The sequence below is a fragment of the Pseudarthrobacter sp. MOO14 genome, assembly GCF_058267675.1.
The window spans coordinates 124,771-147,847 of the sequence record NZ_CM177849.1 but is presented as its reverse complement, the minus strand read 5'-3'; the positions used below and the strand labels follow the sequence as shown (position 1 = coordinate 147,847).

Sequence of the window (23,077 nt, the reverse complement as noted above, 5' to 3'; positions counted from 1 at the left end):
ACTTTTCGCCGCTGTCACGCCTTGTGACCAATGCATCAAACAAGAGTCGTCGCCCGTTTCAGCCGTCCCTGCGCCCGACGGCGAAGATCCTGCGGAACGGGAAGACGGTGCCGTGGGGTCCCCGCGGATAGGCGTCACGCAGTGCTGCGGCGTATTCGGCTTCGAAGCGCTTGGCGTCATCCTCCGCCAACGCGGCCAGGACGGGACGCAGCCCCGTGCCCCGAACCCACTCAAGGACCGGGTCCGGCCCGGGAAGGACCTGCTGGTAGCTGGTTTCCCACACGTCCGCGGCGTACCCGGCGTCGAGCATGATCCCAAGGTAGTCCCCCGGCTCCCCCACGGACTCCCCGCCACGCAACACCCCGCCAAGCTTGTCGGCCCACGGGGCTGAGGACGCCAGTTCCCGCATCAGTGCGTGCGAGGGAGCGTCGAAATTTCCGGGAACCTGCAGGGCGAACCACGCACCCGGGCCGAGCGCCGCGAGCCATCCCCGCAGCATGTCCTGATGGCCGGGGACCCACTGCAGGGCGGCGTTGCTGACCACGACGTCCGTGTCCGGCGAGGGCGTCCAGTCGGCGATGTCGGCCTGTTCGAACCGCAACGACGGGTGCTCCTGCGCGAGGCGTGCAGCCTTGGCCAGCATTTCCGCGGAGGAGTCCACGCCCACCACGTCGGCCCCGGGCCAGCGGTCGCTGAGCGTCGCCGTCAGGTTGCCCGGCCCGCAGCCCAGGTCAACCACCTTGGCAGGGTGTCCGGCAAGGATCCGGGCGGTGAGGTCGAAGAAGGGCCGGTTCCGGTAATCGCCGAATTGGACGTACTTGACGGGGTCCCATTTCATGAGGTTCTCCAGGTTCTGCTGCGCACACGGCCAGGCCGAGCCTAACCCGGCCATGGGCGGGAGCACGGACATGACGTGGCACTAAGGTGGAAGTCAATGAAACTCCTTGACCAGCTGACCGATCTGTCCGTCCCCAACCAGGCCTCCGCCGTCGACCCGGACGCCCTCTACACCCTGTTCGTGGAGTGGACGGAAAGCCGGGGGCTCGCGCTCTACCCGGCGCAGGATGAGGCAATCATGGAGCTGGCCACCGGGGCGAACGTCATCCTGGCCACGCCCACCGGATCCGGCAAGTCCCTGGTAGCCATCGCAGCGCACTTCCAGGCGATGGCCCAGGGCAGGCGCAGCTATTACACGGCGCCCATCAAGGCCCTCGTATCGGAAAAGTTCTTTGCGCTCTGCGACATCTTCGGCGCGGAGAACGTGGGGATGATTACCGGCGACTCCGGCGTGAACCAGGACGCCCCCATCATTTGCTGCACGGCCGAGATCCTCGCCAACATCGCCCTGCGCGAGGGCTCCGCGGCAGAACTGGGCGCCGTGATCATGGATGAATTCCACTTCTACTCGGACCCGCAGCGCGGCTGGGCCTGGCAGGTGCCGCTGCTGGAGCTTCCGCAGGCACAGTTCCTGCTGATGTCAGCAACGCTGGGGGACGTGACCCGCTTCGAGGAAGGCCTGACGTCCTTGACGGGCCGGCCCACCACCACCGTGAGCTCTGCGGAGCGGCCCATCCCGCTGCACTACTACTACCACCAGAGCCCGGTCCACGAAACGCTGGAAGAGTTGCTTTCCACCAAACAGGCGCCGGTCTATGTGGTGCACTTCAGCCAGCTCGAAGCGATCGACCGCGCCCAGAACCTGATGAGCATCAACGTGTGCACCCGGGAGGAAAAGGACAAGATCGCCGAGCTGATTGCCAACTTCCGGTTCGCCGCCGGGTTCGGGAAGACACTGAACAGGCTGGTGCGCCACGGAATCGGCGTGCACCACGCCGGCATGCTGCCCAAGTACCGCCGGCTGGTGGAGCAGCTGGCTCAAGCCGGTCTGCTGAAGGTAATCTGCGGCACGGACACCCTGGGCGTCGGCATCAACGTCCCCATCAGGACAGTGCTCCTCACCGCCCTTAGCAAGTACGACGGCGTCCGGACCCGGCTGCTCAACTCACGCGAGTTCCACCAGATTGCCGGCCGCGCCGGACGGGCAGGGTACGACACCGCCGGGACCGTCGTGGTGCAGGCACCCGAGCACGTCATCGAGAACGTGAAGGCGATGGCGAAGGCCACCGCCAAGTTCGGCGATGACCAGAAGAAGCTGCGCCAGGTGGTGAAGAAGAAGCCGCCTGAAGGTTTCGTCTCGTGGGGCGAGCCGACGTTCAAACGGCTGGTGGAATCCGTGCCGGACCCGCTGACGTCGAGTTTCACCGTCACGCACGCCATGCTGATGAACCTGATGGAGCGGCCCGGGGACCCGTTTGCCGCTGCCAGGAGGCTGCTGACCGAAAACCACGAGCCACGGTCGTCCCAGCTGCGGCTGATGAAGAAGGCGCTGGGGATTTACCGGGAACTCCTGGCCGCCGAGGTGGTGGAACGCATCCCGCCGGAAGAACAGGGACCTGACGGCCGCACCGTGCGGCTGACCGTCCACCTGCAGCCGAACTTCGCCTTGAACCAGCCGCTCTCCCCGTTCGCCCTCGCGGCGCTGGACCTCCTCGACCCGGAGTCGCCGTCGTACGCCCTGGACGCTGTGTCCGTGATTGAGGCGACCTTGGAGAAACCGCGGCAGATCCTCTCCGCGCAGCAGAAGAAGGCCCGCGGCGAAGCGGTGGCCGCCATGAAGGCGGACGGTATCGACTACGACCAGCGGATGGCCATGCTGGACGAGGTCACCTACCCGCAACCTCTCGCGGAGATCCTGGGCGAGGCCTTCGAGGTGTACCGGAAGGCTGCACCGTGGGTGGGCGACTTCGAGCTCGCGCCGAAGTCGGTGGTCCGCGATATGTACGAGCGCGCCATGAATTTCGGCGAATTCGTGCAGTTCTACGGTCTGGCCCGTTCCGAAGGGATCGTGCTGCGCTACCTGGCCGATGCCTTCAAAGCGCTCCGCCAGACCGTGCCCCAGGACATGCTGCGGGAAGACCTTGAGGACCTGACCGCCTGGCTCGGCGAGCTGGTGCGGCAGGTGGATTCCAGCCTCCTGGACGAGTGGGAGGAACTGGCCTCCGGCGCGGCGCCCACGCCGCACGACGCGCCACCGCCTGCCCCGCCGTCGTTGACCTCCAACATCCGCGCGTTCCGGGTGATGGTGCGCAACGAGATGTTCCGCCGCGTGGAACTGTTCGCCGACGAGGACGCCGCCGCGCTGGGTGAACTCGACGCCGGATCCGGGTGGGGTGCCGAGCGCTGGGAAGACGCGCTGGACGACTACTTCGACGAACACGACGACATCGGTACGGGCCCGGACGCCCGCGGGCCGGGCCTGCTCATCATCACCGAGGAGCGCGGCACGTGGAAAGTCCGCCAGATCTTCGACGACCCGGCAGGCAACCACGACTGGGGGATCTCGGCCGAGGTGGACTTGGCCGAGTCGGACGACACCGGGACCGCCGTGGTCAGGGTGACGGACGTGAACCGGCTCTGACGCGGGACCGGCGGTAAGCTCGAGCAATGAGTGTTATCCGCCCCGCCACCCCGCACGACGTTCCCGCCATTCTCCGGATGATCCACGAACTGGCCGATTACGAGAAGGAACCGGACGCCGTCCGGAACACTCCCGAACTGCTGGAGCGGGCCTTGTTCGGCGGCAACCCAAGCGTGTTCGCGGCCATGGCTGAGAACACGGCCGGTGAAGTGCAGGGTTTCGCCCTTTGGTTCCTGAACTATTCCACCTGGGAGGGCGTGCACGGGATCTACCTGGAAGACCTCTACGTCAGCCCCGGAGCGCGGGGCGAAGGACACGGCAAGGCGCTGCTGCAGCACTTGGCCGGGATTGCCGTCGAGAACGGCTACGCGCGGGTGGAATGGAGCGTGCTGGACTGGAACGAGCCGTCCATCAACTTCTACCGCCGCGTCGGCGCCGTCCCCATGGACGGATGGTCAACCTTCCGGCTCACCGGCCAGGCACTGGACCGGTTCGGCCGGGCGCAGTCCGGCACCTCCGTCCCCGCAGCCGCGCGTGGCTGAGCGGCACAGCGCGGCACTTGCCGCCAGGCATCGCGTTGGCGCCAGCCACGCCTTCCGGGGTATGCGGACCGTCGAACACTGGTTCACCGTCCCCCTGGACCACTTCGCTCCAGATGATCCTTCCGCCCCGGCGGCTGAGACCATCACCGTTTTCGCCCGCGAGTACGTCTCCGCCGCGTACAGCGAGGAGGCGGCGGCCGCGCTGCCCTGGCTCCTCTTCCTTCAGGGCGGTCCTGGCGGCCGCGGCAACAGGTGGGCTTCCCTGGGCGGCTGGGGGAAGGCTGCGGCGGCAGAGTTCCGCATCCTGATGCTGGACCAGCGGGGTACGGGCCTGTCCACCCCCATCGACAGGCATACGCTGCCGGCGCGGGGGGATGCGGCCGCACAGGCTGCCTACCTGGAGCACTTCCGGGCCGATTCGATCGTGGCGGACGCGGAACTGATCCGTGCCGCCCTCGAATCAGCGCCCTGGACCATCTACGGCCAAAGCTACGGCGGCTTTTGCGCCCTGACCTATCTCTCCTTCGCGCCGGAAGGACTCCGCGAAGCACTCATCACCGGTGGCCTGGCGCCGCTCGCCGGCAGCGCCGACGACGTCTACCGTGCCACGTTCCAGCGCGTCGCCGCCCGGAACGGGGAATACTTCGGCTGGTACCCCGAGGACCGGGAGACGGTGGAACGGATCGCCCGGCACCTGCGGTCCACGACCGAGATCATGCCCGACGGCGCGCCCCTCACCGTGGAGCGGTTCCAGATGGCCGGGTCATTCCTGGGCGGCAACACGCGGGTGGACAGCCTCCACTATCTCCTGGAAGATGCCTTCGTCGCCGCTCCCGGTGGACCCCGCCTGTCCGATGCCTTCCTGGAACAGCTCCAGGCCGTCGTCTCCCGCCGCTCCAACCCGCTGTATGCGCTCATGCACGAATCCATCTTTGGCCAGGGGCAGGCGACCAACTGGTCCGCGTGGCGGATGCTGGGTGAAAACCCCTGGTTCAGGCCCGACGCCGAGCCGCTGCTCCTGACCGGCGAGATGGTGTACCCGTGGTACTTCGAGCAGGATCCCGCCTTGCAGCCGCTCCGGGACGTGGCCGAACTGCTGGCAGCCAAGCGGGACTGGAAGCCGCTGTACGACTCGCGGGCGCTGGCTGCCAATACCGTTCCCGTGGCAGCGGCCGTCTACACCGACGACATCTACGTTGCCCGGGACCTCTCCCTTCGGACGGCGGCAGCGGTCCGCGGACTGCAGGTGTGGGAGACCGCCGATTTCCATCACGATGGAATCGCCGACGACGGCGAGCGGATCTTTGCCCGCCTGCTGGGGATGGCGCGTTCAGGCGGCCGCTGACCGGCGGCGTGAGGCGCGGGCGAGAATGGCCGCCGCCAGCACCGCGGCACCGATGGCGGCACCGATGAGGTTCAGGCCGAGGTAGCCGGCGGCGCCCAGGACGAGCCCCGACACCGCACCGCCTGCCGCTCCGGCAGCGCCCATCAGCATGTCCGAGACGCCCTGCACCGCGACCCGGGCGTCGCGTCCCACGCTTTCGGCCAGCAGCGTGGACCCGGAGATGGTCGCAGCCGACCAGCCAACGCCCAACAGGACAAGGCCTGCCGCAACAGCGGGGGTGGAAGACTGTCCAAGGCCTGCGACCACCACCGCCGCGACCAACACTGCGAAACCGATCACGATGGTCTCGATCCGGCCGGCCCTGTCCGTCAGCCAGCCCATGACCGGCGACAGGGCGAACATCCCGGCGATGTGCAGCGAGATGGTGAAGCCAATGATCACCAGCACGTCCCCCTCGGCGACGTGCCCTGGGTGGAACGCAGGCCCTTCCACCAGGTGCTGCAGATGCAGCGGCGTCATGGACATCACGCCCACCATCACTGCGTGGGCGGCGACGACGGCTGTCACCGCCAGGACCGCCGTCCGGGAGTCCCTGATGGCATGGAGCCCGCGGATGAGTGAACCGCCGGCACGCCCGGCCGCCACACCGTCCGGGCGTGCCGGGTCATGGTCTTGGGCGGTGTTGGCTCCCGCAGCCGCGAGCTGGCGTGCCAGCAACAGCGGGTCGGGGCGAAGCCCGGCGAACATCAGCACGGAGGCAATCAGCAATCCCGCCGCGGCGATGACGAATGGTCCGGCCACCGGCGGCAGGCCCAGTGCCGTGCCCACCACCGTGCCGGGCTGGATGAGGTTTGGCCCCGTCACGGCGCCGACGGTCACGGCCCAGACCACCGTCGACAGCGCCCTCCCCCGGTGTTCGGGGGCTGCAAGGTCCACGGCCGCGAACCGTGCCTGAAGGGTGGCCGCAGTGCCGACGCCGATGCCTGCGGCACCCAGGACCAGGAGGATAAAGAGCCCGGACACGACGGCCAGGACCATAAGAAGCGCACCTGCCAAGGCCGCTGAAAGACCCGCCACCTGGCCCGCCCTGCGCCCTCGGTGGTCGGCCAACGACGCCAGCGGAAGTGCGGCTGCCGCGGCCCCCAGCGTCATGACCGTTGCCACGGCCCCTGCCCACGCGCTGGAACCGGACAATTCCACGGCCAGGATGGAACCGATCGACACGGTTGCCCCGGTGCCGATGCCGCCGAAGACCTGGGCTGTCCCCAGGAGCACAACGGTGCGCCGCTGCACCTGGCGCACGCGCTGGTCCGCTGCTGTGCTGGCCATGATCCGAGCATAGTCCTGCGCTGCCGCCTGATGCAGGGGCTTAAACAGGTAATCCCGGCGGGGCCGGGATTACCTGTTGCAGAGGTGCAGCGGACGCCTAGTCGACGTCGCTGTGGCTCTTCCGGGCGTCTTCCTCGAGCCGCGGATCGATCGCCGCCGCCTTGGCCTTGGAGCTCAGCAGGCTGGCCACCACGGCAACGATGATGGTGCCCACGATGACTGCCAACGACACGAAGGTCGGAATCTCGGGTGCCCACTCGATGTGGCGTCCGCCGTTGATGAAGGGCAGTTCGTTGACGTGCATGGCGTGCAGGACGAGCTTGACGCCGATGAACGCCAGGATGAAGGAGAGTGCGTGCTTGAGGTAGATCAGCCGGTTCATCAGGCCGCCGAGGAGGAAGTACAGCTGACGCAACCCCATCAGGGCGAACAGGTTGGCGGTGAAGACGATGAAGGGGCTCTGGGTGAGGCCGAAGATCGCCGGAATGGAGTCCACGGCGAACAGGAGGTCCGTGAGGCCGATGGTGATGAAGACGATCACCATCGGGGTGAACACCTTCTTGCCGTTCACCGTGGTCCGCAGCTTGCCGCCGTCGAACTTCTCCGACATGGGGATGACTTTGCGGATCCTGGCGATCAGGGGGTTCTCGCGGTCTTCTTCCTCTTCGCCTTCGTCCTGGGCCTGCTTCCAGGCCGTCCACAGCAGGAATGCGCCGAAGATGTAGAACACCCAGCTGAACTGTTCAATGACAATGGCGCCGAGCAGGATGAAGATGCCGCGCAGGATGAGCGCGATGATGATCCCCACCATCAGCACTTCCTGCTGGTATTTCCGCGGTACGGAGAACCTGGCCATGATGATGATGAAGACGAACAGGTTGTCGATGCTGAGGCTGTATTCCGTGACCCAGCCCGCGACGAACTGGCTGCCGAACTCGGGGCCGGTAAAGGCGAACATCGCTCCGGCGAAGGCCATGGCCAGTGCGACATAGAAGGCAACCCACAGGCCGGCTTCCTTCATGGAGGGTTCATGGGGCCGGCGGACCACCAGGAGGAGGTCGGTCAGGAGGATCAGGCCAAGGATGACAAATGAGCCAACCTCGAACCATACGGGCAAGTCGAGCACAGGGACAGCCTTTCGCAGGGTACACAAAATGGTGTAAGTCTCTCCGGCCTGCCAGTGCACTTGGTGCTGAAGCGGCGGCCCGCTACGCCCGGCGGGGCAACCATGCCCTGCGTGTTGACGATCGTAGCGCTTTGGGATACTCCCCTACGTGCCTTCAACTCTACCCCAGCAACGCCGTTGGATAACGGTTTCCCGGAACCATTGACCCCCGGCAGACGCTGCTGTCATAATCACATCCAGTGAGAAAGCGGTTTCTCGCCCCATCTGTTAGACCCCTCCAGAAAGTCACGGTCAATGAAGACTTCGCTTCGCACCAGCACGATGGTCAAGTCGCTCGCAGCTGCGGCCACCCTCGCCTTGCTTGCCACCGGCTGTTCTCCCTCCTCGGCCGGCGACGGCGGCGGGAACGTCACGGTCCGCTTCACGTGGTGGGGCAACGACCTCCGCAACAAAGAAACCCAACAGGTGATCGACGCGTTCCAGGCCTCCCACCCCAACATCAAGATCCAGGCCGAGCCCGGAGTGTGGAGCAGCTACTGGGACAAACTGGCCACAACCACCGCCGCCAATGATTCCCCCGACGTGATCCAGATGGACCAGGCCTATATCGCTGAGTATGGCGGCCGGGGCGCCCTCCTGGACCTGTCCAAGCAAAGCAATATCGACACCTCCAAGATCGACCAGGACGCCCTTGACTCGGGCCAGGTCAGCGGTAAGCAGTTTGGCCTCAGCACCGGGCAGAACGCCAAGGCCGTCATGATCAACGCCAAGATGTTCCAGGACTACGGTGTGCCCATCCCGGACGACAAGACCTGGACGTGGGCTGACTACACCAAGACCGCCGCCCAGATCGCAAAGGCCGCTGCCAAGGCGGGCCAAACCAACTACGGCAGCTCCTACTCGCTGACGGACTCCGACCTGAACACGTGGGCGATGCAGCACGGCGAATCGCTCTACTCGGCGGACGGCGGCCTCGGCTTCAAGGAAAGCACCGCCACGTCCTTCTTCCAGAACCTCGTGGACCTGCGCAACGCCGGAGCTGCCCCGCCGGCCAACATTGCCACCGAGGACATCAGCGCCCCGGTGGAACAGACCCTCTTCGCCACCGGCAAGACTGCGATGTCGTGGTGGTGGACCAACCAGGTCAATGCGCTTCAGTCGGCGCTGAAGACCGACGTCAAGATCCTGCGCGCGCCCAGTTCCACAGGCAGCGCGAAGGACAACGGAATGTCCTACAAACCATCCATGTTCTGGTCCGTGTCTTCGCGCAGCAAGCATCCCAAGGAAGCTGCTGAGGTGGTCAACTACATGCTCAACAACCTGGACTCAGCCAAGACCATCCTGACCGAGCGCGGCTTCCCCACGAACTCAGAAGTCCAGGCGGCAATCGACCCGCTGCTGACCCCGGCGGACAAGTCCGCGGCGGCATTCCTGAAGGACATCAAGCCTGACCTGCAGAGCGGCCCGCCGGTGCCCCCAACCGGCTCCTCCGGGGTTCAGGCGCTGATCCAGCGGTACTGCACGGACGTCTTGTTCGACCGGAAGTCCCCCGCTGACGCAGCCAAGGGCCTGATGGACGAAGCAAAGGGAATGATCGACTCGGCCAGGAAGTGAAACCCCGGCACCACATGCGTTAACGACGGCGGGCACCTCCCCACGGAGGTGCCCGCCGTTCCATGGGCAGCCCATCCCGTCCTCCGGGCAGCCCATCCCGTCCTCCGGGCAGGCCTGGAACGAGACCGCCTAGGCGTGGCCGGCGGCCTGCATCTGGCGCAGTTCTTTCTTCAGATCGCTGACCTCGTCGCGGATCCGCGCCGCCACTTCGAACTGCAGTTCGGCGGCGGCTCCGTGCATCTGTTCGGTAAGCTGCTCGATCAGTCCCACCAGGTCCTCGGCCGGAGCTGCCGCCAAACCATCCGCACGGACCTGGGCCGCACCCTTGGCTCCGGACTTGGCCCGCTTGGCGCCCTTGGCGAGCCGGTTGTTCTTGAGCAGTTCCTCGGTGTCGGCATCTTCCTTGGCCAACTGGTCCGTGATGTCGGCGATCTTCTTGCGCAACGGCTGGGGATCGACGCCATGGTCTTTGTTGTAGGCGACCTGGATGGCGCGGCGGCGGTTGGTTTCGTCGATGGCGAGGGCCATGGAGTCGGTGATCCGGTCCGCGTACATGTGCACCTGGCCCGAGACATTGCGGGCTGCACGGCCGATGGTCTGGATCAGCGACGTGGACGAACGCAGGAACCCTTCCTTGTCCGCATCCAGGATGCTGACCAGCGACACCTCTGGCAGGTCAAGGCCCTCACGGAGGAGGTTGATGCCCACCAGGACATCGAAGGAGCCCATCCGCAGCTCGCGCAGGAGTTCCACTCGGCGCAGGGTATCGACATCCGAGTGCAGGTACTCCACTTTCACGCCGTGACCCAGCAGGTAGTCTGTGAGGTCCTCCGCCATACGTTTGGTCAGCGTGGTCACCAGGACGCGTTCGTCCTTCTCCACCCGGGTCTTGATCTCACCGAGGAGGTCATCGATCTGTCCCTTGGTGGGCTTGACCACCACTTCGGGATCCACCAGCCCGGTGGGACGGATGATCTGCTGGACGAATCCGTCCGCCTTGCCAAGTTCGTACTTGCCCGGGGTGGCCGAAAGGTAGACGGTCTGGCCCACCCGCTGGAGGAACTCGTCCCATTTCAGCGGCCGGTTGTCCATGGCGGACGGAAGGCGGAAGCCAAAGTCCACGAGGTTCCGCTTACGGGACATGTCGCCCTCGTACATGGCGCCGATCTGCGGAATGGTTACATGGGACTCGTCCACCACCAGCAGGAAGTCGTCCGGGAAGTAGTCCAGGAGGCAGTGCGGGGCGGTGCCCGGTTCCCGGCCGTCGATATGGGCGGAGTAGTTTTCGATGCCGTTGCAGAAGCCCATCTGCTGCATCATTTCGAGGTCGTAGGTGGTCCGCATCCGCAGCCGCTGGGCTTCGACGAGCTTGTTTTGGCTTTCCAGCACCTTCAGCCGGTCCGCGAGTTCATCCTCGATCCGCTTGATGGCCCGCGCCATCCGCTCCGGTCCAGCCACATAGTGCGATGCCGGGAAGACGTACATCTCTTCCTCGTCGCGGATGACCTCACCGGTCAGCGGGTGGAGGGTGTGGATGTTCTCGATTTCGTCGCCGAAGAACTCGATCCGGATGGCCAGTTCCTCATACATCGGAATGATTTCCACGGTGTCCCCGCGGACCCGGAAGGTGCCGCGGTGGAAGTCGACGTCGTTGCGCGCGTACTGCATGGAAACAAACTTGCGCAGGAGGTCGTCCCGGTTCATTTCTGCACCCTTGCGCAGGGTGACCATGCCGGAGATGTATTCCTCCGGGGTTCCCAGGCCGTAGATGCAGGACACGGTGGCCACCACGATCACGTCCCGGCGGGTCAGCAGCGCGTTGGTGGCGGAGTGCCGGAGCCGTTCCACTTCCTCGTTAATGGAGGAATCCTTCTCGATGAAGGTGTCCGTCTGCGCCACGTAGGCTTCGGGCTGGTAGTAGTCGTAGTAGGAGACGAAGTACTCCACCGCGTTGTTGGGCAGCAGTTCGCGGAATTCGTTGGCGAGCTGGGCGGCAAGGGTCTTGTTCTGGACCATCACCAGGGTTGGCCGCTGGACCTGCTCAATGAGCCACGCGGTGGTGGCGCTTTTGCCGGTACCGGTGGCGCCGAGGAGCACCACGTCCTTCTCCCCGTTGTTGATGCGTTCGGTCAGCTCCGCGATGGCGGCCGGCTGGTCACCCGCGGGCTTGAATTCGCTGATGACTTCAAAGGGCGCTACAACACGGTTGATCTCCTGCGCAAGGCTCATGGATCTAATTTACAGCCGGGCACCGACAGTGAAGCGTCCAATCCGTTACGGGCGAACAAGCGCCGGGACGGGGCGGCCGTTCACGACGCGTACGACGGCGGCGCCCACCCGGCTGTCCGGGCCCATGCGGACATCGCCGGCCAGGCAACGTCGGTGAACCACGGTTCCTTCGCCTCAGCGTAGGATCCGGTTCCGGCGGAGTCGGAAAAGCGGCGGGCGAGGTCCGCCTTGTGCGCCTGGTAGAGCGCAAGCGCGGAAGGATCGTTCCGCAGCCAGTCCCGGAACATCAGCGCATATCGCCATCCGGCCGAGCCGGCCGGCCGCACATGCACGTTCACCGCCCGGCCTGGATCCGCGTTGGCGTGGAATCGCTTGAGCCATGACGCGGGATCCGGCGTACCGGGTTTCGGCGTGTCCGATTCGATCCCCCGCACCGCCGGGTATCCGGCAGCGGCCAGGAGCGGTGCGATCGCAGCTGCCGCCGCCAGGTCGGGCACGGCCACCTGGAGGTCGATGACGTCCTTGGCAGCCAGGCCGGGGACGGCGGTGGAGCCTATGTGGTCCACCGCCAGGATGGCGTCAGGGGCGGCCGCCCTCAGCCGCGCCGCGATCAGCGCGGCCTGCCGGGACCAGTCCCGGCTGTGCGGGGCAAGGACCGGCCCGCCGGTACGCGGGGCCCGGGTCCCGGCGGCGAGGTTGCGGGCGTAAGGCTGCAACCGCTGTTCCCAGAGCCGGTCCACCTGGTCCAGGAGCTGCTCCACGGTGCCGGAGTTGTCCAGCACGACGTCGGCGGCTGCCAGGCGTTGCTCGCGGGTGGCCTGGGCGGCCATCCGTGAACGCGCCGCTTCCGGGGTCATCCCCCGCAGCGCCTGCATGCGCTGCAGCCGAACGTCATCGGGAGCGTCCACCACCACGACAAGGTGGAAGCTGCTCCCCTGCCCGGTCTCGACCAGCAGGGGAATGTCCTGGACCACGACGGCGTCATCCGGTGCCGCTGCCGTCAGCTCGGCCGCGCGGGCCCGCACCAGGGGGTGGACGATGGCGTTCAGGGCCGCCAGGCGCTCCGGCTGGCCGAACACCGCTTCGCCGAGGCGCGCGCGGTCAAGCCGCCCGTCGCCGTCGAGCATGTCCGCGCCGAACTCGGCAGCGATCTGTTCCAGGCCTTGGGTCCCGGGCTCCACCACCTCCCGGGCCAGTGCATCCGCATCCACCAGGATCGCGCCGCGCTCCTTCAGCCGGGCCGCCACCAGCGATTTCCCTGAGGCGATTCCGCCCGTCAAGCCGATTTTCAACACCCTCCCACCCTACTGAACCCGGTGCGAAGCCGGCGTCCGTGGCGTCATGGAGTGTCCACCGAACCCCGAAAGCGCCGGTTCCCGCCGCCGCTAGACTGGGCCGGGTGCAAGCGCAAGACAGCAGGACCACTACTTACACCACGTTGGCGGCCGGCCATGACGTCCGGCACGAGCTGGAGATCAAGCGGTCCAGGTTCATCACCGTCCTCCGCAGGGCCGGAACGGAGGAGGACGCCCGGGAACTGGCTGCCGGGCTTCGCCGCGAGTTCCACGATGCCCGGCACCACTGCTCCGCGTTCGTCATCGGCCCGGACCGCAGCATCCAGCGCTCCAGCGACGACGGCGAGCCCGCGGGCACCGCAGGGATCCCCATGCTCGAAGCGCTGGTGAAAAGGGAAACGGCACCCGGGGTGGCCGACCTCAGCGACGTCAGTGCCGTCGTCGTGCGCTATTTCGGCGGAGTGCTGCTGGGCGCGGGCGGCCTGGTCCGCGCCTACTCGGAATCTGTCTCCGCGGCACTGGAACAGGCACCCCTGATCCGGCGCAGCAGGCTGCGGATCTGCTGGACGGCGGTGCCGCACGCCGGGGCCGGCCGGCTGGAGAACGACCTGCGCGCCGCCGGCCTGGTAATGGCGGAAACGTCCTACCAGGACCGCCTCACGGTCCTGCGCATCGCCGTACCCGACCATGCCGATGCCATTGCGGCAGCAACTGAACGGATCCAGCAGCTCACCGCAGGCTCCGCTGCGCTGACTCCCGAAGGAACGGAGTGGGTTGATGAACGCCTTGCCTGAGGTCACCATCGTGGATGTGGACCGGGCTGTCGCGGACCAGCTGCTCGAACTGGCCAAACGTGATGCCTCCCCTGACGAAGTGGCTCCCCCGCTCGGCGGCCCCGGCTGGAACCTTGAGCGCACCGCCTGGTTCTTCAGCTACCACCACGCGGCAGCCGCCGGCCTTGACGGCCCCGCGGCGGAGAAATCCTGGGCCGTGTTCAGTGTCGGTGACATAGCCGGTTCCGTCCGGCTCAAACGGGAAGCCCACACCGATGTGCTTTCGGCCGAAACCGGCATCTGGCTGGGACGGAGCTTTCGCTCCCGCGGGGTCGCCCGCGCCGCCCTGGGGCTGGTCCTTGAGGAGGCCCGCATGGCGGGCCTGCACCGCGTCACTGCCCGCACTTTGGCCGGTAACCTCAAAGCCCAGCGGCTCCTCGAGGCGGCCGGCGCCGTTCTGACGCCCGACGACGATGGAACGGTCCACGCCGTCGTCCACCTGTGAGGGCGGGAGGCGCTGTCGCCGCAGCAGCGCCCGGGACCCGCAGCAACGAGAACAGGCCCCCTGCCAGAGGCAGGGGGCCTGTTCGCGTTGGTGCCGGGATGAACCCGGCACCGGTGGCAACTAGTTGCCGGTCAGCTTCTCGCGGAGAGCAGCAAGTGCCTCGTCCGAGGCCAGGGTGCCGGCACCGGTGTCGGTGGCAGCAGGCTCGGAGGAGTAGCTGGTAGCGCCGGAATCGCTGTCACCGGACGTTGCAGCTGCAGCGTCGTCGGCAGCGTGCTGGGCAACCTGCTTCTTGTGTGCTTCCCAGCGGGTCTGGGCGTCAGCGTACTGCTGTTCCCAGGCGGCGCGCTGGTTCTCGTAGCCCTCGAGCCATTCGTTGGACTCGGGGTCGAAGCCCTCGGGGTACTTGTAGTTGCCCTCTTCGTCGTACTCTGCGGCCATGCCGTACAGGGCGGGATCGAATTCGGTGCTGTCGGCGTCGACGCCCTCATTGGCCTGCTTGAGGGACAGCGAGATGCGGCGGCGCTCGAGGTCGATGTCGATGACCTTGACGAACAGTTCGTCGCCAACGGAGACAACCTGCTCGGCCAGCTCAACGTGGCGCACGGCGAGCTCGGAGATGTGGACCAGGCCTTCGATGCCGTCTTCGACGCGGACGAACGCACCGAACGGAACCAGCTTGGTGACCTTACCCGGGACAACCTGGCCCAGGGCGTGGGTACGGGCGAAGGTCTGCCACGGATCTTCCTGCGTAGCCTTGAGCGACAGGGAGACACGCTCGCGGTCCAGGTCCACCTCGAGGACCTCGACGGTGACTTCCTGGCCAACCTCGACAACCTCGGACGGGTGGTCGATGTGCTTCCAGGACAGCTCGGAAACGTGAACCAGGCCGTCGACGCCGCCCAGGTCCACGAAGGCACCGAAGTTGACGATGGAGGACACGACGCCGGGACGGACCTGGCCCTTTTCGAGCTTGTTGAGGAAGGTGGAGCGGACCTCGGACTGGGTCTGCTCGAGCCATGCACGGCGGGACAGCACAACGTTGTTGCGGTTCTTGTCCAGCTCGATGATCTTGGCTTCGATCTGCTGACCGATGTACGGAGCCAGGTCGCGCACGCGGCGCATTTCGACCAGGGATGCGGGCAGGAAGCCGCGCAGGCCGATGTCGAGGATAAGACCACCCTTGACGACCTCGATGACGGTACCGGTGACGACGCCGTCTTCTTCCTTGACCTTCTCGATGTCGCCCCAGGCACGCTCGTACTGAGCGCGCTTCTTGGAGAGGATCAGGCGGCCTTCTTTGTCTTCCTTGGTGAGCACCAGGGCTTCGACCTGATCGCCGACGGAGACGACGTCTCCGGGATCAACGTCGTGCTTGATGGACAGCTCGCGGGAGGGGATGACACCTTCGGTCTTGTAACCGATGTCGAGCAGGACTTCATCGCGGTCGACCTTGACGACGGTACCTTCGACGAGGTCTCCGTCGTTGAAGTACTTGATGGTGGCGTCGACTGCTGCGAGGAAGTCCTCAGCGGTACCGATGTCGTTAATTGCGACTACGGGGGTACCGGGCTTCTCGGTGGAGGTGATGGTCATGTAGTAGGGGCTCCGTTGTGGATAGTTAGTCGGTCAGGCAAACCGGCGCGCCCGCGTTATGGAACGCAGGCGCGATTCACGGTGAATCCGACGGATCCTCCGGGTCATCCTGATTTTGTGGATTACTTTCAATGCGGCCTGGGACCGCAAGGACGTGCACGTGGTACACGCCCGTTTATTCTAGTCGGTGCCGGCAACGCGGGTCAAAGCGGCCGGGACCGGGGACGGGGACTCAGAAGTGGGTCAGGCAGTGCGTCGCCCGTTCCACCGCAAACATCTGCCGGGCCTCGAGGGCGGCGCCCGGCCGTGGCTCGCCGATGGCGCCGGCAGCCTTCAGGGTCACCGGGCACACAGCACCGAGGAAGATCGAGGACAGCGCGGAGACGCCCAGTTCGAGGTCGGCGGCGGTGCCTTCGGGCAGGCGTTCGACGCCGGCCTGGCCGCCCTCCACGGTCAGCGCAAAAATCCCCGGCGTGAGGCCGAGCGGATCATCGACTTTGAGGACCAGCCGGCCATCGGCCGGGTAGTGGCGCGCAGCGAGGGCTTGTGGAACGTCGAGGATCCTGAGCCAGAGCATGTCGCGGCTGTCCGAGGCGTCGATGCAGCGCGGGTCAGCCAGGGCCCAGGCAAGGGGATCATCCACCGGCGCCTCGTTCCAGGTGACCCGCTCCACGAGGTCGATGGCGGCCAGGTACTGCCAGAGTTCGAGGTAGGCATGGTCGGTGGCGGCGACAAGGTCCACCACTTCCACCGTGTAGGGGGTGGTGTCCCAGCCAAGGAACTTGTAGGAGACATAGCCGTCGATGGTTGCGTCCGGGCCGTAGTGCAGCGCCACCTTGATGGCGGGATCTTCCTTGCCGTCGCGTCCCAGCGACCCGGAGGCCAGGTGCCGGTACCATTCCTGCCGGCCGAGGGACCCTGGCGTGTGCCGGTGGACGCGTTCGAACACGGCGGGGGCCACGTCCAACAGGGTTTTGGGGTCCGCCACTTCCACGGCGCCCGTGGCCGTGTGCCGCAGGGCAAACCGGGCCGTGGTGTCCACTTTCACGGTGCGCTCAAGGCTTGCCACGCCGTAGCCGAACCTGCCGTAGATACTGCCCTCCGAGGCCGTCAGCGCTGCCATGGCGATGCCGTCGTCCTTGGCGGCTTGGAGGTCTTCGGTCATCATGCGGCGCAGGAGGCCGCGCCGGCGGTGCGATGTACGGACGGTCACGGCCGTAACCATCTGCGTTTCCAGCATGCGGCCGAAGCCAATGTTCAGGGTTTTGCGGAAGGTCCCGAAGGTGGCAACGGGTACCTCGGCAGGCAGCGAGGAGGGGGCCACGGGACCGGTCTGGTAAACCCCGGTGAAGATCCGGCCGTCGACCTCATAGGTGGCAAGGGACCGCTCCCGGTGCTCGGGGGTGCGGGTGGAGTCGTGGAAACCGAACCCGACGGCCTTGGCCCAGGTTTCGGCCTCCGCGTACCCTTCGTTGCCTTTGGACACGGCGGGAAAGCGCCGGATTTCATAGTTTCCGCTCAGATCACCCATTTACCCGAGCCTAGCCAATGAATCCGGCGCTTGACCAGCACAAACACGCCGGCCGTCTGCTGGACCGGCAGGAAGCCTAGTGGCCGGCGTCGTACCAGCTGGGGCCGACGCCGATCTGCACTTCCAGGGGCACGCTGAGGTCGGCGGCGGCTGCCATCTGCTCGGTGACCAGCTTTTCCACGGCGGCCCGCTCCCCCGCCGCCACCTCGAGGACAAGTTCGTCATGGACCTGGAGCAGCATCCTGGACTTCAGCCCCTGGGCCTTGAGCTCGTCATGAACACCGAGCATGGCGCGCTTGATGATGTCCGCGGCGGAGCCTTGGATGGGGCTGTTCAGGGCAATGCGTTCGGCGTTTTCGCGCAGCTGGCGGTCCGTGCTGGTGAGATCGGGGAGGTAGCGGCGGCGGCCTTCGATGGTGGCCGTGTAACCATCCACCCGGGCCTGGTCCACCACGCCCCGCAGGTAGTCGCGGACGGCGCCGAAGCGGTCGAAGTAGTCCTTCATCAGGGTACGGGCCTCGTCGACGGAGATCTCCAGCTGCTTGGACAGGCCGAAGGAGGTCAGCCCGTAGGCCAGCCCGTAGGACATGGCCTTGACCTTGGAGCGCATGGCGCTGGTGACCTGGTCCGTGGGCACGTGGAAGATGTTCGAGCCGACGAAGCGGTGCAGGTCCTCGCCGTCCTTGTAGGCCTGGATCAGCCCTTCGTCGCCGGACAGGTGCGCCATGATGCGCATTTCGATCTGCGAGTAGTCCGCGGAAAGCAGGCATTCGTAGCCGTCGCTGACCACGAAGATGCCGCGCACGCGGCGGCCTTCCTCGCTGCGGATGGGGATGTTCTGCAGGTTGGGGTTGTTCGAGGAGATGCGGCCGGTTGCCGCGACGTTCTGGGCGTAGGTGGTGTGGATGCGGCCGTCCTCTGCCACCGATTTCTTCAGCGACTCGAGCATTTGGCGCAGCTTGGCGGCCTCGCGGTGGGCCATGAGCTGGACCAGGAACTCGTGCCCGGTTTTTTCCAGGAGGTTCTTCAGCGATGCCGCGTCCGTGGTGTAACCGGACTTGATCTTCTTGGTTTTGGGCAGCTGCAGTTCGTCGAACAGTACCGTCTGGAGTTGCTTGGGCGAGCCCAGGTTGACCTCGTGCCCGATGGCGGCAAACGCCTGTTCCTGGGCCTGGTCGATCACCCGCGCCAAATCGGCGAGCTGTTCGTCCATTTTGTCCATGTCGATCGCGATGCCGGCGAGTTCCATGTCCGCGAGGACGCGGCCCACCGGCAGCTCAAGGGTGGACAGCAGGTCTTCGGCCTTGCGCTCCTTGAGTTCATCCTCGAAGAAGCGGCTGAGGGCGAGGACGACGGCGCCGGCCTGGACCAGGGCATCGGCGGCGGCGGTGTCCTCGCCGTCGAACGACAGCTCCAATTGCCCGGCCTTGGCCGTGGCAGCGGGGATTCCCACGTTGAGGTGGTGCTGGGCCAGTTCGGCGAGCTCGTAGGTGCGCCGGTCCGGCTCGATCAGGTAGCCGGAAATGGAGGTGTCGTCCACCACGCCCTCCAGCTTGAGGCCACGGGCGGAGAGTGCCTTCAGCGCGGCTTTGAAGCCGTGTATCACCTTGGCCGCCTCCGGGTCCCGGAGCCACCCGGCCAGGACATTCTCTGTCTCCGCGTCCTGGCCGGCGAGGTCGATGTAGACGGCGGCGTCACCACGGACGATCGCCAGCGCCGCGGCGTCCTCGCCGATCCGTCCGGGCACGAGGTCGACGGCGAGGGCCGAGCGGTGGCCCGCTCCCGCAGCCAGGAAGGCGGCAAGTTCAGAGGCATCCGCGGGAGTGCTGTACTCCGGGGTGTCGATACTGTCCCGTTCCGCTGCCGGGGTGTCGGCGTCGCCGTAGAGGGCGAAGAGGCGGCCGCGGATGGCCTTGAATTCGAGCTGGTCGAAAAGGTCCTCAAGGACGGCCTGGTCGGGCCGCGGCTGGTAGAGGTCGTCGAGCGTGACCGGCAGGTCGAGGTCGGTGTGGAGCTGGTTCAGCCTGCGGTTGCGCTTGACGGCGTCCACATTCCCGCGCAGGGCGTCACCTACCTTGCCGCCGATGGAGTCGATGTTTTCCAGCACCCCTTCGAGGCCGCCGTAGAGGTTGATCCACTTGGCTGCCGTCTTGGGCCCGACACCGGGCACGCCGGGCAGGTTATCCGCCGTCTCGCCCACCAGGGCGGCGAGGTCGGAGTACCGGGACGGGCTCACGAAGTACTTGGCCTCGATGGCCGCGGCGTCCATCCGGGGAATGTCGCTGACGCCCTTCTTGGGATAGAGGACGAAGACGTTGTCCGTGATCAGCTGGAAGGCGTCCCGGTCGCCGGAAACGAGGAGGACCTCGAAGCCGGCCTTTTCGCCCATGGCGGCAAGGGTCGCGAGGATGTCGTCGGCCTCGTAACCGGGCATCTTGATGGTCTTGATCCCCCAGGCTTCCATCACCTGCCCGATGAGGTCGATCTGCCCGCTCATCTCGCGGGGCGTCTCGTTGCGGCCGCCCTTGTACTCGCTGTACTCGGCCTTGCGGTGCGTGGATTCGTCCGAGACGTCGAAAGCGACGGCGATGTGCGTGGGCTGCTGTTCCTTGATCAGGTTGATCAGCATGGACGTAAACCCGTGGATGGCGTTGGTGTGCTGGCCGTTGGCGGTGGAGAACTTGTCCGCAGGAAGGGCGAAGAACGCCCGGAAAGCCATGGAGTGCCCGTCAAGCACCAGGAGGCGCGGCTGGCCGGTGATGGGGACAACGGGGGCAACGGTAGCGGAAACCGACCCGCCGGCAGCAGGGGAAGCGTCACTGGCTCCCGGGTCCTGGGGGGTGGAAGCAGGCTGCGCCGAGGGCTCTTCCTCCAGGACCTGGGACGGGAAAGGGGCCGGTTTGGTTGTTTCACTCACAGGTGCCAGCCTAGTTGCCATGACAGACAATTTCACGCCGGGCCCCTTCGCCGAAGAGCTGGCAGCGGCCGGAATCCCCGACCATATGCACGGCTGGCTGGGCGCGTTTGGCGTCGGCGCACTGGTGGTCAAAATGGGGATCCATTTCCTGGAGATGAGCCCGGAACGGACAGTCGCCACCATGCCGGTGGAGGGCAACACGCAGGTCGCGGGAATCCTCCACGGCGGCGCCCACGTGGTGCTGGCGGAAACCCTCGGTTCGTTCGCCGCCGGAATGCACGCGGGTCCGGGAAGGCACGCCGTCGGCATCGAGGTCAACGCCACCCATCACCGTTCGATTGCGCAGGGGCTGGTTACGGGTACGTGCACCGCGATCCATTTGGGCCGCACGCTCACCACCCATGAGGTGGTCATGACCGACGCCCGGGGGCGGCGGCTGTCATCTGCCCGGATCACGAACATGCTCCGGGACAACGCCGGCTGAATCAGGCAGCGCCGGGCGGTGTTGTTTGCGCGGCCAGCAGGTAGCGCAATTCAACGATCCCCCTGCCGAGGGTGCGGGAGGCGGCCAGTTCGAGCGGGGCCGTCGGCCCCTTCAGCGGCAGCAGCCGCTTTCCCTCCCCCAGCACCACGGGAATCAGGGAGAGGATGATCTCATCCAGCAGCCCGGCGTCGGCAAACTGGGCGGCCAGGTTGCCGCCGCCCACCACCCAGATGTTCCGGCCCTGCGCGGATTTCCGGAAGTCAGTTATGAATTCGGCTACGTCGCCGCGGACGAAGGTGACGTCGGCCCCTTCGGCGACCGCGTACTCATGGTGCGTGAAGACGTACGTCGGAGTGCCCGCGTAGGGCCACGTGCCGGCGTCGTGCTCCTGCAGCCAGGCGTACGTCTCCCCGCCCATGACGATGCACCCCACCCCGGCCATGAACGCGTCGTAGCTTTCCGCCCCGCCCTCGAATCCGTCGAACTGCAGGAGCCAGCCGAGGTCGTCCGTTGAGGTGGCGATGAATCCGTCCAGGGAGGCGGCTACGAAGTACTGGATGCGCGGCATGGGCCCAGCCTAGCCAACCCCGGCCGTGCTGCCCATGGTCGGGTCCAGTTGGAGGAACCCGCTACTTAGTGAAGTAGGGGATGATCAGGTACAGCCCGAAGAGCACGGCCACGCCACACAGGGAGAAGCACAGATAGGCCACCGAGCGCTTGATCCCCGGGGAGGGTTGCTGGGCGTCGGCGGCGATTGCCGTAAACCTGACGCCGAGCGAGTAGAGCGTAACCACCAGTGCGGCGGAAATGAGCGTGGTGCCTGCGACGGTCAGGAGTTCCAACCACTTCATCGCTGATTCTCCTTCGGGGTGTTGGCAGCAGCGCCATTGTCAGCTTTGGCCTGTTCCTTGGCCTGTTCCTTCGCTTTGGCCCGGGCGCGGGCCATGGCCTTTTTCTTGGCGAAGCGGACCGCCTGGCCGGCTTCCTCGACCTCGACCGCATTTTGGTGGCCCACGGAAGACTTGCGCGAGTAGAAGAACATGAACAGCACCGCGCCGCTGCCGGCCACGGCAGCAATCAGCACGCCCACCGCGCCGGTCTTGACCAGCAGGGCAGTCAGGGCACCGACAATTCCCGCTGCCGGCAAGGTGAAGAGCCAGCCGAGTGCGATCTTGCCCACCATGTTCCAGCGGACGGTGGTACCGCGGCGTCCCATTCCGGAGCCGATGACCGAGCCGGACGCCACCTGGGTGGTGGAGAGGGCGAAGCCAAGATGGGAGGAGGCGAGGATCGCGGAGGCGGTGCTGGTCTCGGCCGCGAAGCCCTGCGCGGGCTTGACCTCCGTCAGGCCGGAGCCCATGGTGCGGATAATGCGCCAGCCGCCGGCGTAGGTACCGATCGCAATGGCCAGGGCGCAAGCTGTGATCACCCAGAGTTGCGGGCCCGAACCGGGAGCCTGGCTGCCCGCGGCGATCAACACCAGGGTGATGATGCCCATGGTTTTCTGGGCATCATTGGTGCCGTGGGCGAGGGCTACCAGGCTGGAGGTGAAAATCTGGCCGGTGCGGAAACCGCCGCGCTTCTGGGTGAGCTTGCTGCCGGTCTCGGGATCGTGGCGGGCGGTGAGCGCATAAGCAAGCCGGGTGCAGACGTAGGCCGCGAGCCCGGCGATAACCGGGGCGAAGACAGCGGGAAGGATGACCTTCTGGAGCAGGCTCTCGAAGTTGACGGAACTGAACCCTGCACCGACAACGGCGGCACCAATCAGGCCGCCGAAGAGTGCGTGCGATGAGCTGGAGGGCAGCCCCTTGAGCCAGGTGACCATGTTCCACAGGACGGCCCCCATCAGGCCGGCGAAGATAATCTCCGGGGTAATCTGCACGCCACCGGATCCTTCGCGGATGATTCCACCCGACACCGTCTTGGCCACTTCGGTGGACAGGAAAGCGCCCACAAGGTTCAGGACGGCCGCCAGGGCCACCGCTGTCCGTGGCTTGATGGCGCCCGTTGCGATGGGTGTGGCCATGGCGTTCGCGGTGTCGTGGAACCCGTTCGTGAAGTCGAAAAATAGTGCCAGTGCGATGACCAGCGCCACCATGAAGGTGATATCCACCTGTTGCCCAATCTGCAGAGTCGACGTTCAGCAGTTTCTCCTACCAGGCTGCCTTGCACAGCATAGTTCACCAGCTGTTTGCGTGGAATGACTTGCGGTGGGGGCCGGGACCGGCGGGAAACCTTATCGATCGTACGCGTCCCCGGCATGAGGACAAAACAGTGGCGGGCGCCGCCAACGGGTGTCCGCCGGCGTTGGTC

General features: G+C 66.2%; 18 protein-coding genes. 7 read left to right on the top strand and 11 right to left on the bottom strand.

What is annotated here, in order from left to right:
- Positions 1–58: 58 nt before the first annotated feature.
- Positions 59–838, bottom strand: a complete 780-nt coding sequence (locus tag AC4EEV_RS00645; protein ID WP_109044705.1) for a trans-aconitate 2-methyltransferase — start codon at positions 836–838, stop codon at positions 59–61.
- A 96-nt stretch (positions 839–934) separates the two neighbouring features.
- Between AC4EEV_RS00645 and AC4EEV_RS00640 the strand changes: the two genes are divergently transcribed.
- From AC4EEV_RS00640 to AC4EEV_RS00630, 3 genes are all read left to right on the top strand, one after another.
- Entirely contained in the window at positions 935–3,478 is a 2,544-nt protein-coding gene (locus AC4EEV_RS00640) for a DEAD/DEAH box helicase (protein WP_285318145.1), read from the top strand.
- A gap of 26 nt (positions 3,479–3,504) precedes the next feature.
- Positions 3,505–4,020: a GNAT family N-acetyltransferase gene (locus tag AC4EEV_RS00635; protein WP_285318147.1), complete on the top strand. Its 516-nt coding sequence runs from the start codon at positions 3,505–3,507 to the stop codon at positions 4,018–4,020.
- A 61-nt stretch (positions 4,021–4,081) separates the two neighbouring features.
- A complete protein-coding gene (locus AC4EEV_RS00630) occupies positions 4,082–5,365 on the top strand; it encodes an alpha/beta fold hydrolase (protein ID WP_491330922.1) in 1,284 nt (427 codons plus the stop codon).
- Here the strand turns inward: AC4EEV_RS00630 and AC4EEV_RS00625 are convergent.
- A complete protein-coding gene (locus tag AC4EEV_RS00625) occupies positions 5,351–6,694 on the bottom strand; it encodes an MFS transporter (RefSeq protein WP_491329922.1) in 1,344 nt (447 codons plus the stop codon). The genes AC4EEV_RS00630 and AC4EEV_RS00625 overlap by 15 nt on opposite strands.
- A gap of 97 nt (positions 6,695–6,791) precedes the next feature.
- Entirely contained in the window at positions 6,792–7,820 is a 1,029-nt protein-coding gene (locus AC4EEV_RS00620; RefSeq protein WP_109044638.1) for a TerC family protein, read from the bottom strand.
- 294 nt (positions 7,821–8,114) lie between these two features.
- On the opposite strand from AC4EEV_RS00620, the gene AC4EEV_RS00615 reads away from it, so the two are divergent.
- Positions 8,115–9,434 carry an ABC transporter substrate-binding protein gene (locus AC4EEV_RS00615; RefSeq protein WP_491329921.1) on the top strand — a complete coding sequence of 440 codons (1,320 nt, stop codon included), beginning with the start codon at positions 8,115–8,117 and terminating at the stop codon, positions 9,432–9,434.
- Positions 9,435–9,563: 129 nt separating this feature from the next.
- Here the strand turns inward: AC4EEV_RS00615 and uvrB are convergent, their stop codons facing one another.
- Positions 9,564–11,663, bottom strand: a complete 2,100-nt coding sequence (gene uvrB / locus AC4EEV_RS00610; protein ID WP_491329920.1) for an excinuclease ABC subunit UvrB — start codon at positions 11,661–11,663, stop codon at positions 9,564–9,566.
- A gap of 80 nt (positions 11,664–11,743) precedes the next feature.
- Positions 11,744–12,958: a dephospho-CoA kinase gene (coaE, locus tag AC4EEV_RS00605; RefSeq protein ID WP_491329919.1), complete on the bottom strand. Its 1,215-nt coding sequence runs from the start codon at positions 12,956–12,958 to the stop codon at positions 11,744–11,746.
- A 104-nt stretch (positions 12,959–13,062) separates the two neighbouring features.
- On the opposite strand from coaE, the gene AC4EEV_RS00600 reads away from it, so the two are divergent.
- Together AC4EEV_RS00600 and AC4EEV_RS00595 are read left to right on the top strand one after the other, a co-directional pair.
- The gene (locus AC4EEV_RS00600) at positions 13,063–13,752 is read left to right on the top strand and encodes an IMPACT family protein (RefSeq protein WP_026264436.1); all 690 of its coding nucleotides are present in this window, start codon (positions 13,063–13,065) and stop codon (positions 13,750–13,752) included.
- Positions 13,736–14,236, top strand: a complete 501-nt coding sequence (locus tag AC4EEV_RS00595; RefSeq protein WP_491329918.1) for a GNAT family N-acetyltransferase — start codon at positions 13,736–13,738, stop codon at positions 14,234–14,236. Before AC4EEV_RS00600 ends, AC4EEV_RS00595 begins: the two co-directional genes overlap by 17 nt.
- Before the next feature lie 120 nt (positions 14,237–14,356).
- Here the strand turns inward: AC4EEV_RS00595 and rpsA are convergent, their stop codons facing one another.
- The 3 genes from rpsA to polA form a co-directional block, all read right to left on the bottom strand.
- Positions 14,357–15,832: a 30S ribosomal protein S1 gene (rpsA, locus tag AC4EEV_RS00590; protein WP_018761235.1), complete on the bottom strand. Its 1,476-nt coding sequence runs from the start codon at positions 15,830–15,832 to the stop codon at positions 14,357–14,359.
- Between the two features lie 232 nt (positions 15,833–16,064).
- Positions 16,065–17,363: a GNAT family N-acetyltransferase gene (locus AC4EEV_RS00585; protein WP_018761234.1), complete on the bottom strand. Its 1,299-nt coding sequence runs from the start codon at positions 17,361–17,363 to the stop codon at positions 16,065–16,067.
- Positions 17,364–17,439: 76 nt separating this feature from the next.
- Positions 17,440–20,082, bottom strand: coding sequence for a DNA polymerase I (gene polA / locus AC4EEV_RS00580; RefSeq protein WP_491330921.1), 2,643 nt, complete (start codon positions 20,080–20,082; stop codon positions 17,440–17,442).
- A 217-nt stretch (positions 20,083–20,299) separates the two neighbouring features.
- Here polA and AC4EEV_RS00575 point away from each other — a divergent pair, with 217 nt between their 5' ends.
- The gene (locus AC4EEV_RS00575; protein WP_018761232.1) at positions 20,300–20,764 is read left to right on the top strand and encodes a hotdog fold thioesterase; all 465 of its coding nucleotides are present in this window, start codon (positions 20,300–20,302) and stop codon (positions 20,762–20,764) included.
- A 1-nt stretch (position 20,765) separates the two neighbouring features.
- Here the strand turns inward: AC4EEV_RS00575 and AC4EEV_RS00570 are convergent, their stop codons facing one another.
- The 3 genes from AC4EEV_RS00570 to AC4EEV_RS00560 form a co-directional block, all read right to left on the bottom strand.
- Entirely contained in the window at positions 20,766–21,332 is a 567-nt protein-coding gene (locus AC4EEV_RS00570; protein WP_018761231.1) for a dihydrofolate reductase family protein, read from the bottom strand.
- 61 nt (positions 21,333–21,393) lie between these two features.
- Positions 21,394–21,615 (bottom strand): hypothetical protein, encoded by a 222-nt coding sequence (locus AC4EEV_RS00565; RefSeq protein WP_018761230.1) that lies wholly within the window; start codon positions 21,613–21,615, stop codon positions 21,394–21,396.
- Entirely contained in the window at positions 21,612–22,877 is a 1,266-nt protein-coding gene (locus tag AC4EEV_RS00560; RefSeq protein ID WP_018761229.1) for an inorganic phosphate transporter, read from the bottom strand. Before AC4EEV_RS00560 ends, AC4EEV_RS00565 begins: the two co-directional genes overlap by 4 nt.
- Between the last annotated feature and the right edge of the window lie 200 nt (positions 22,878–23,077).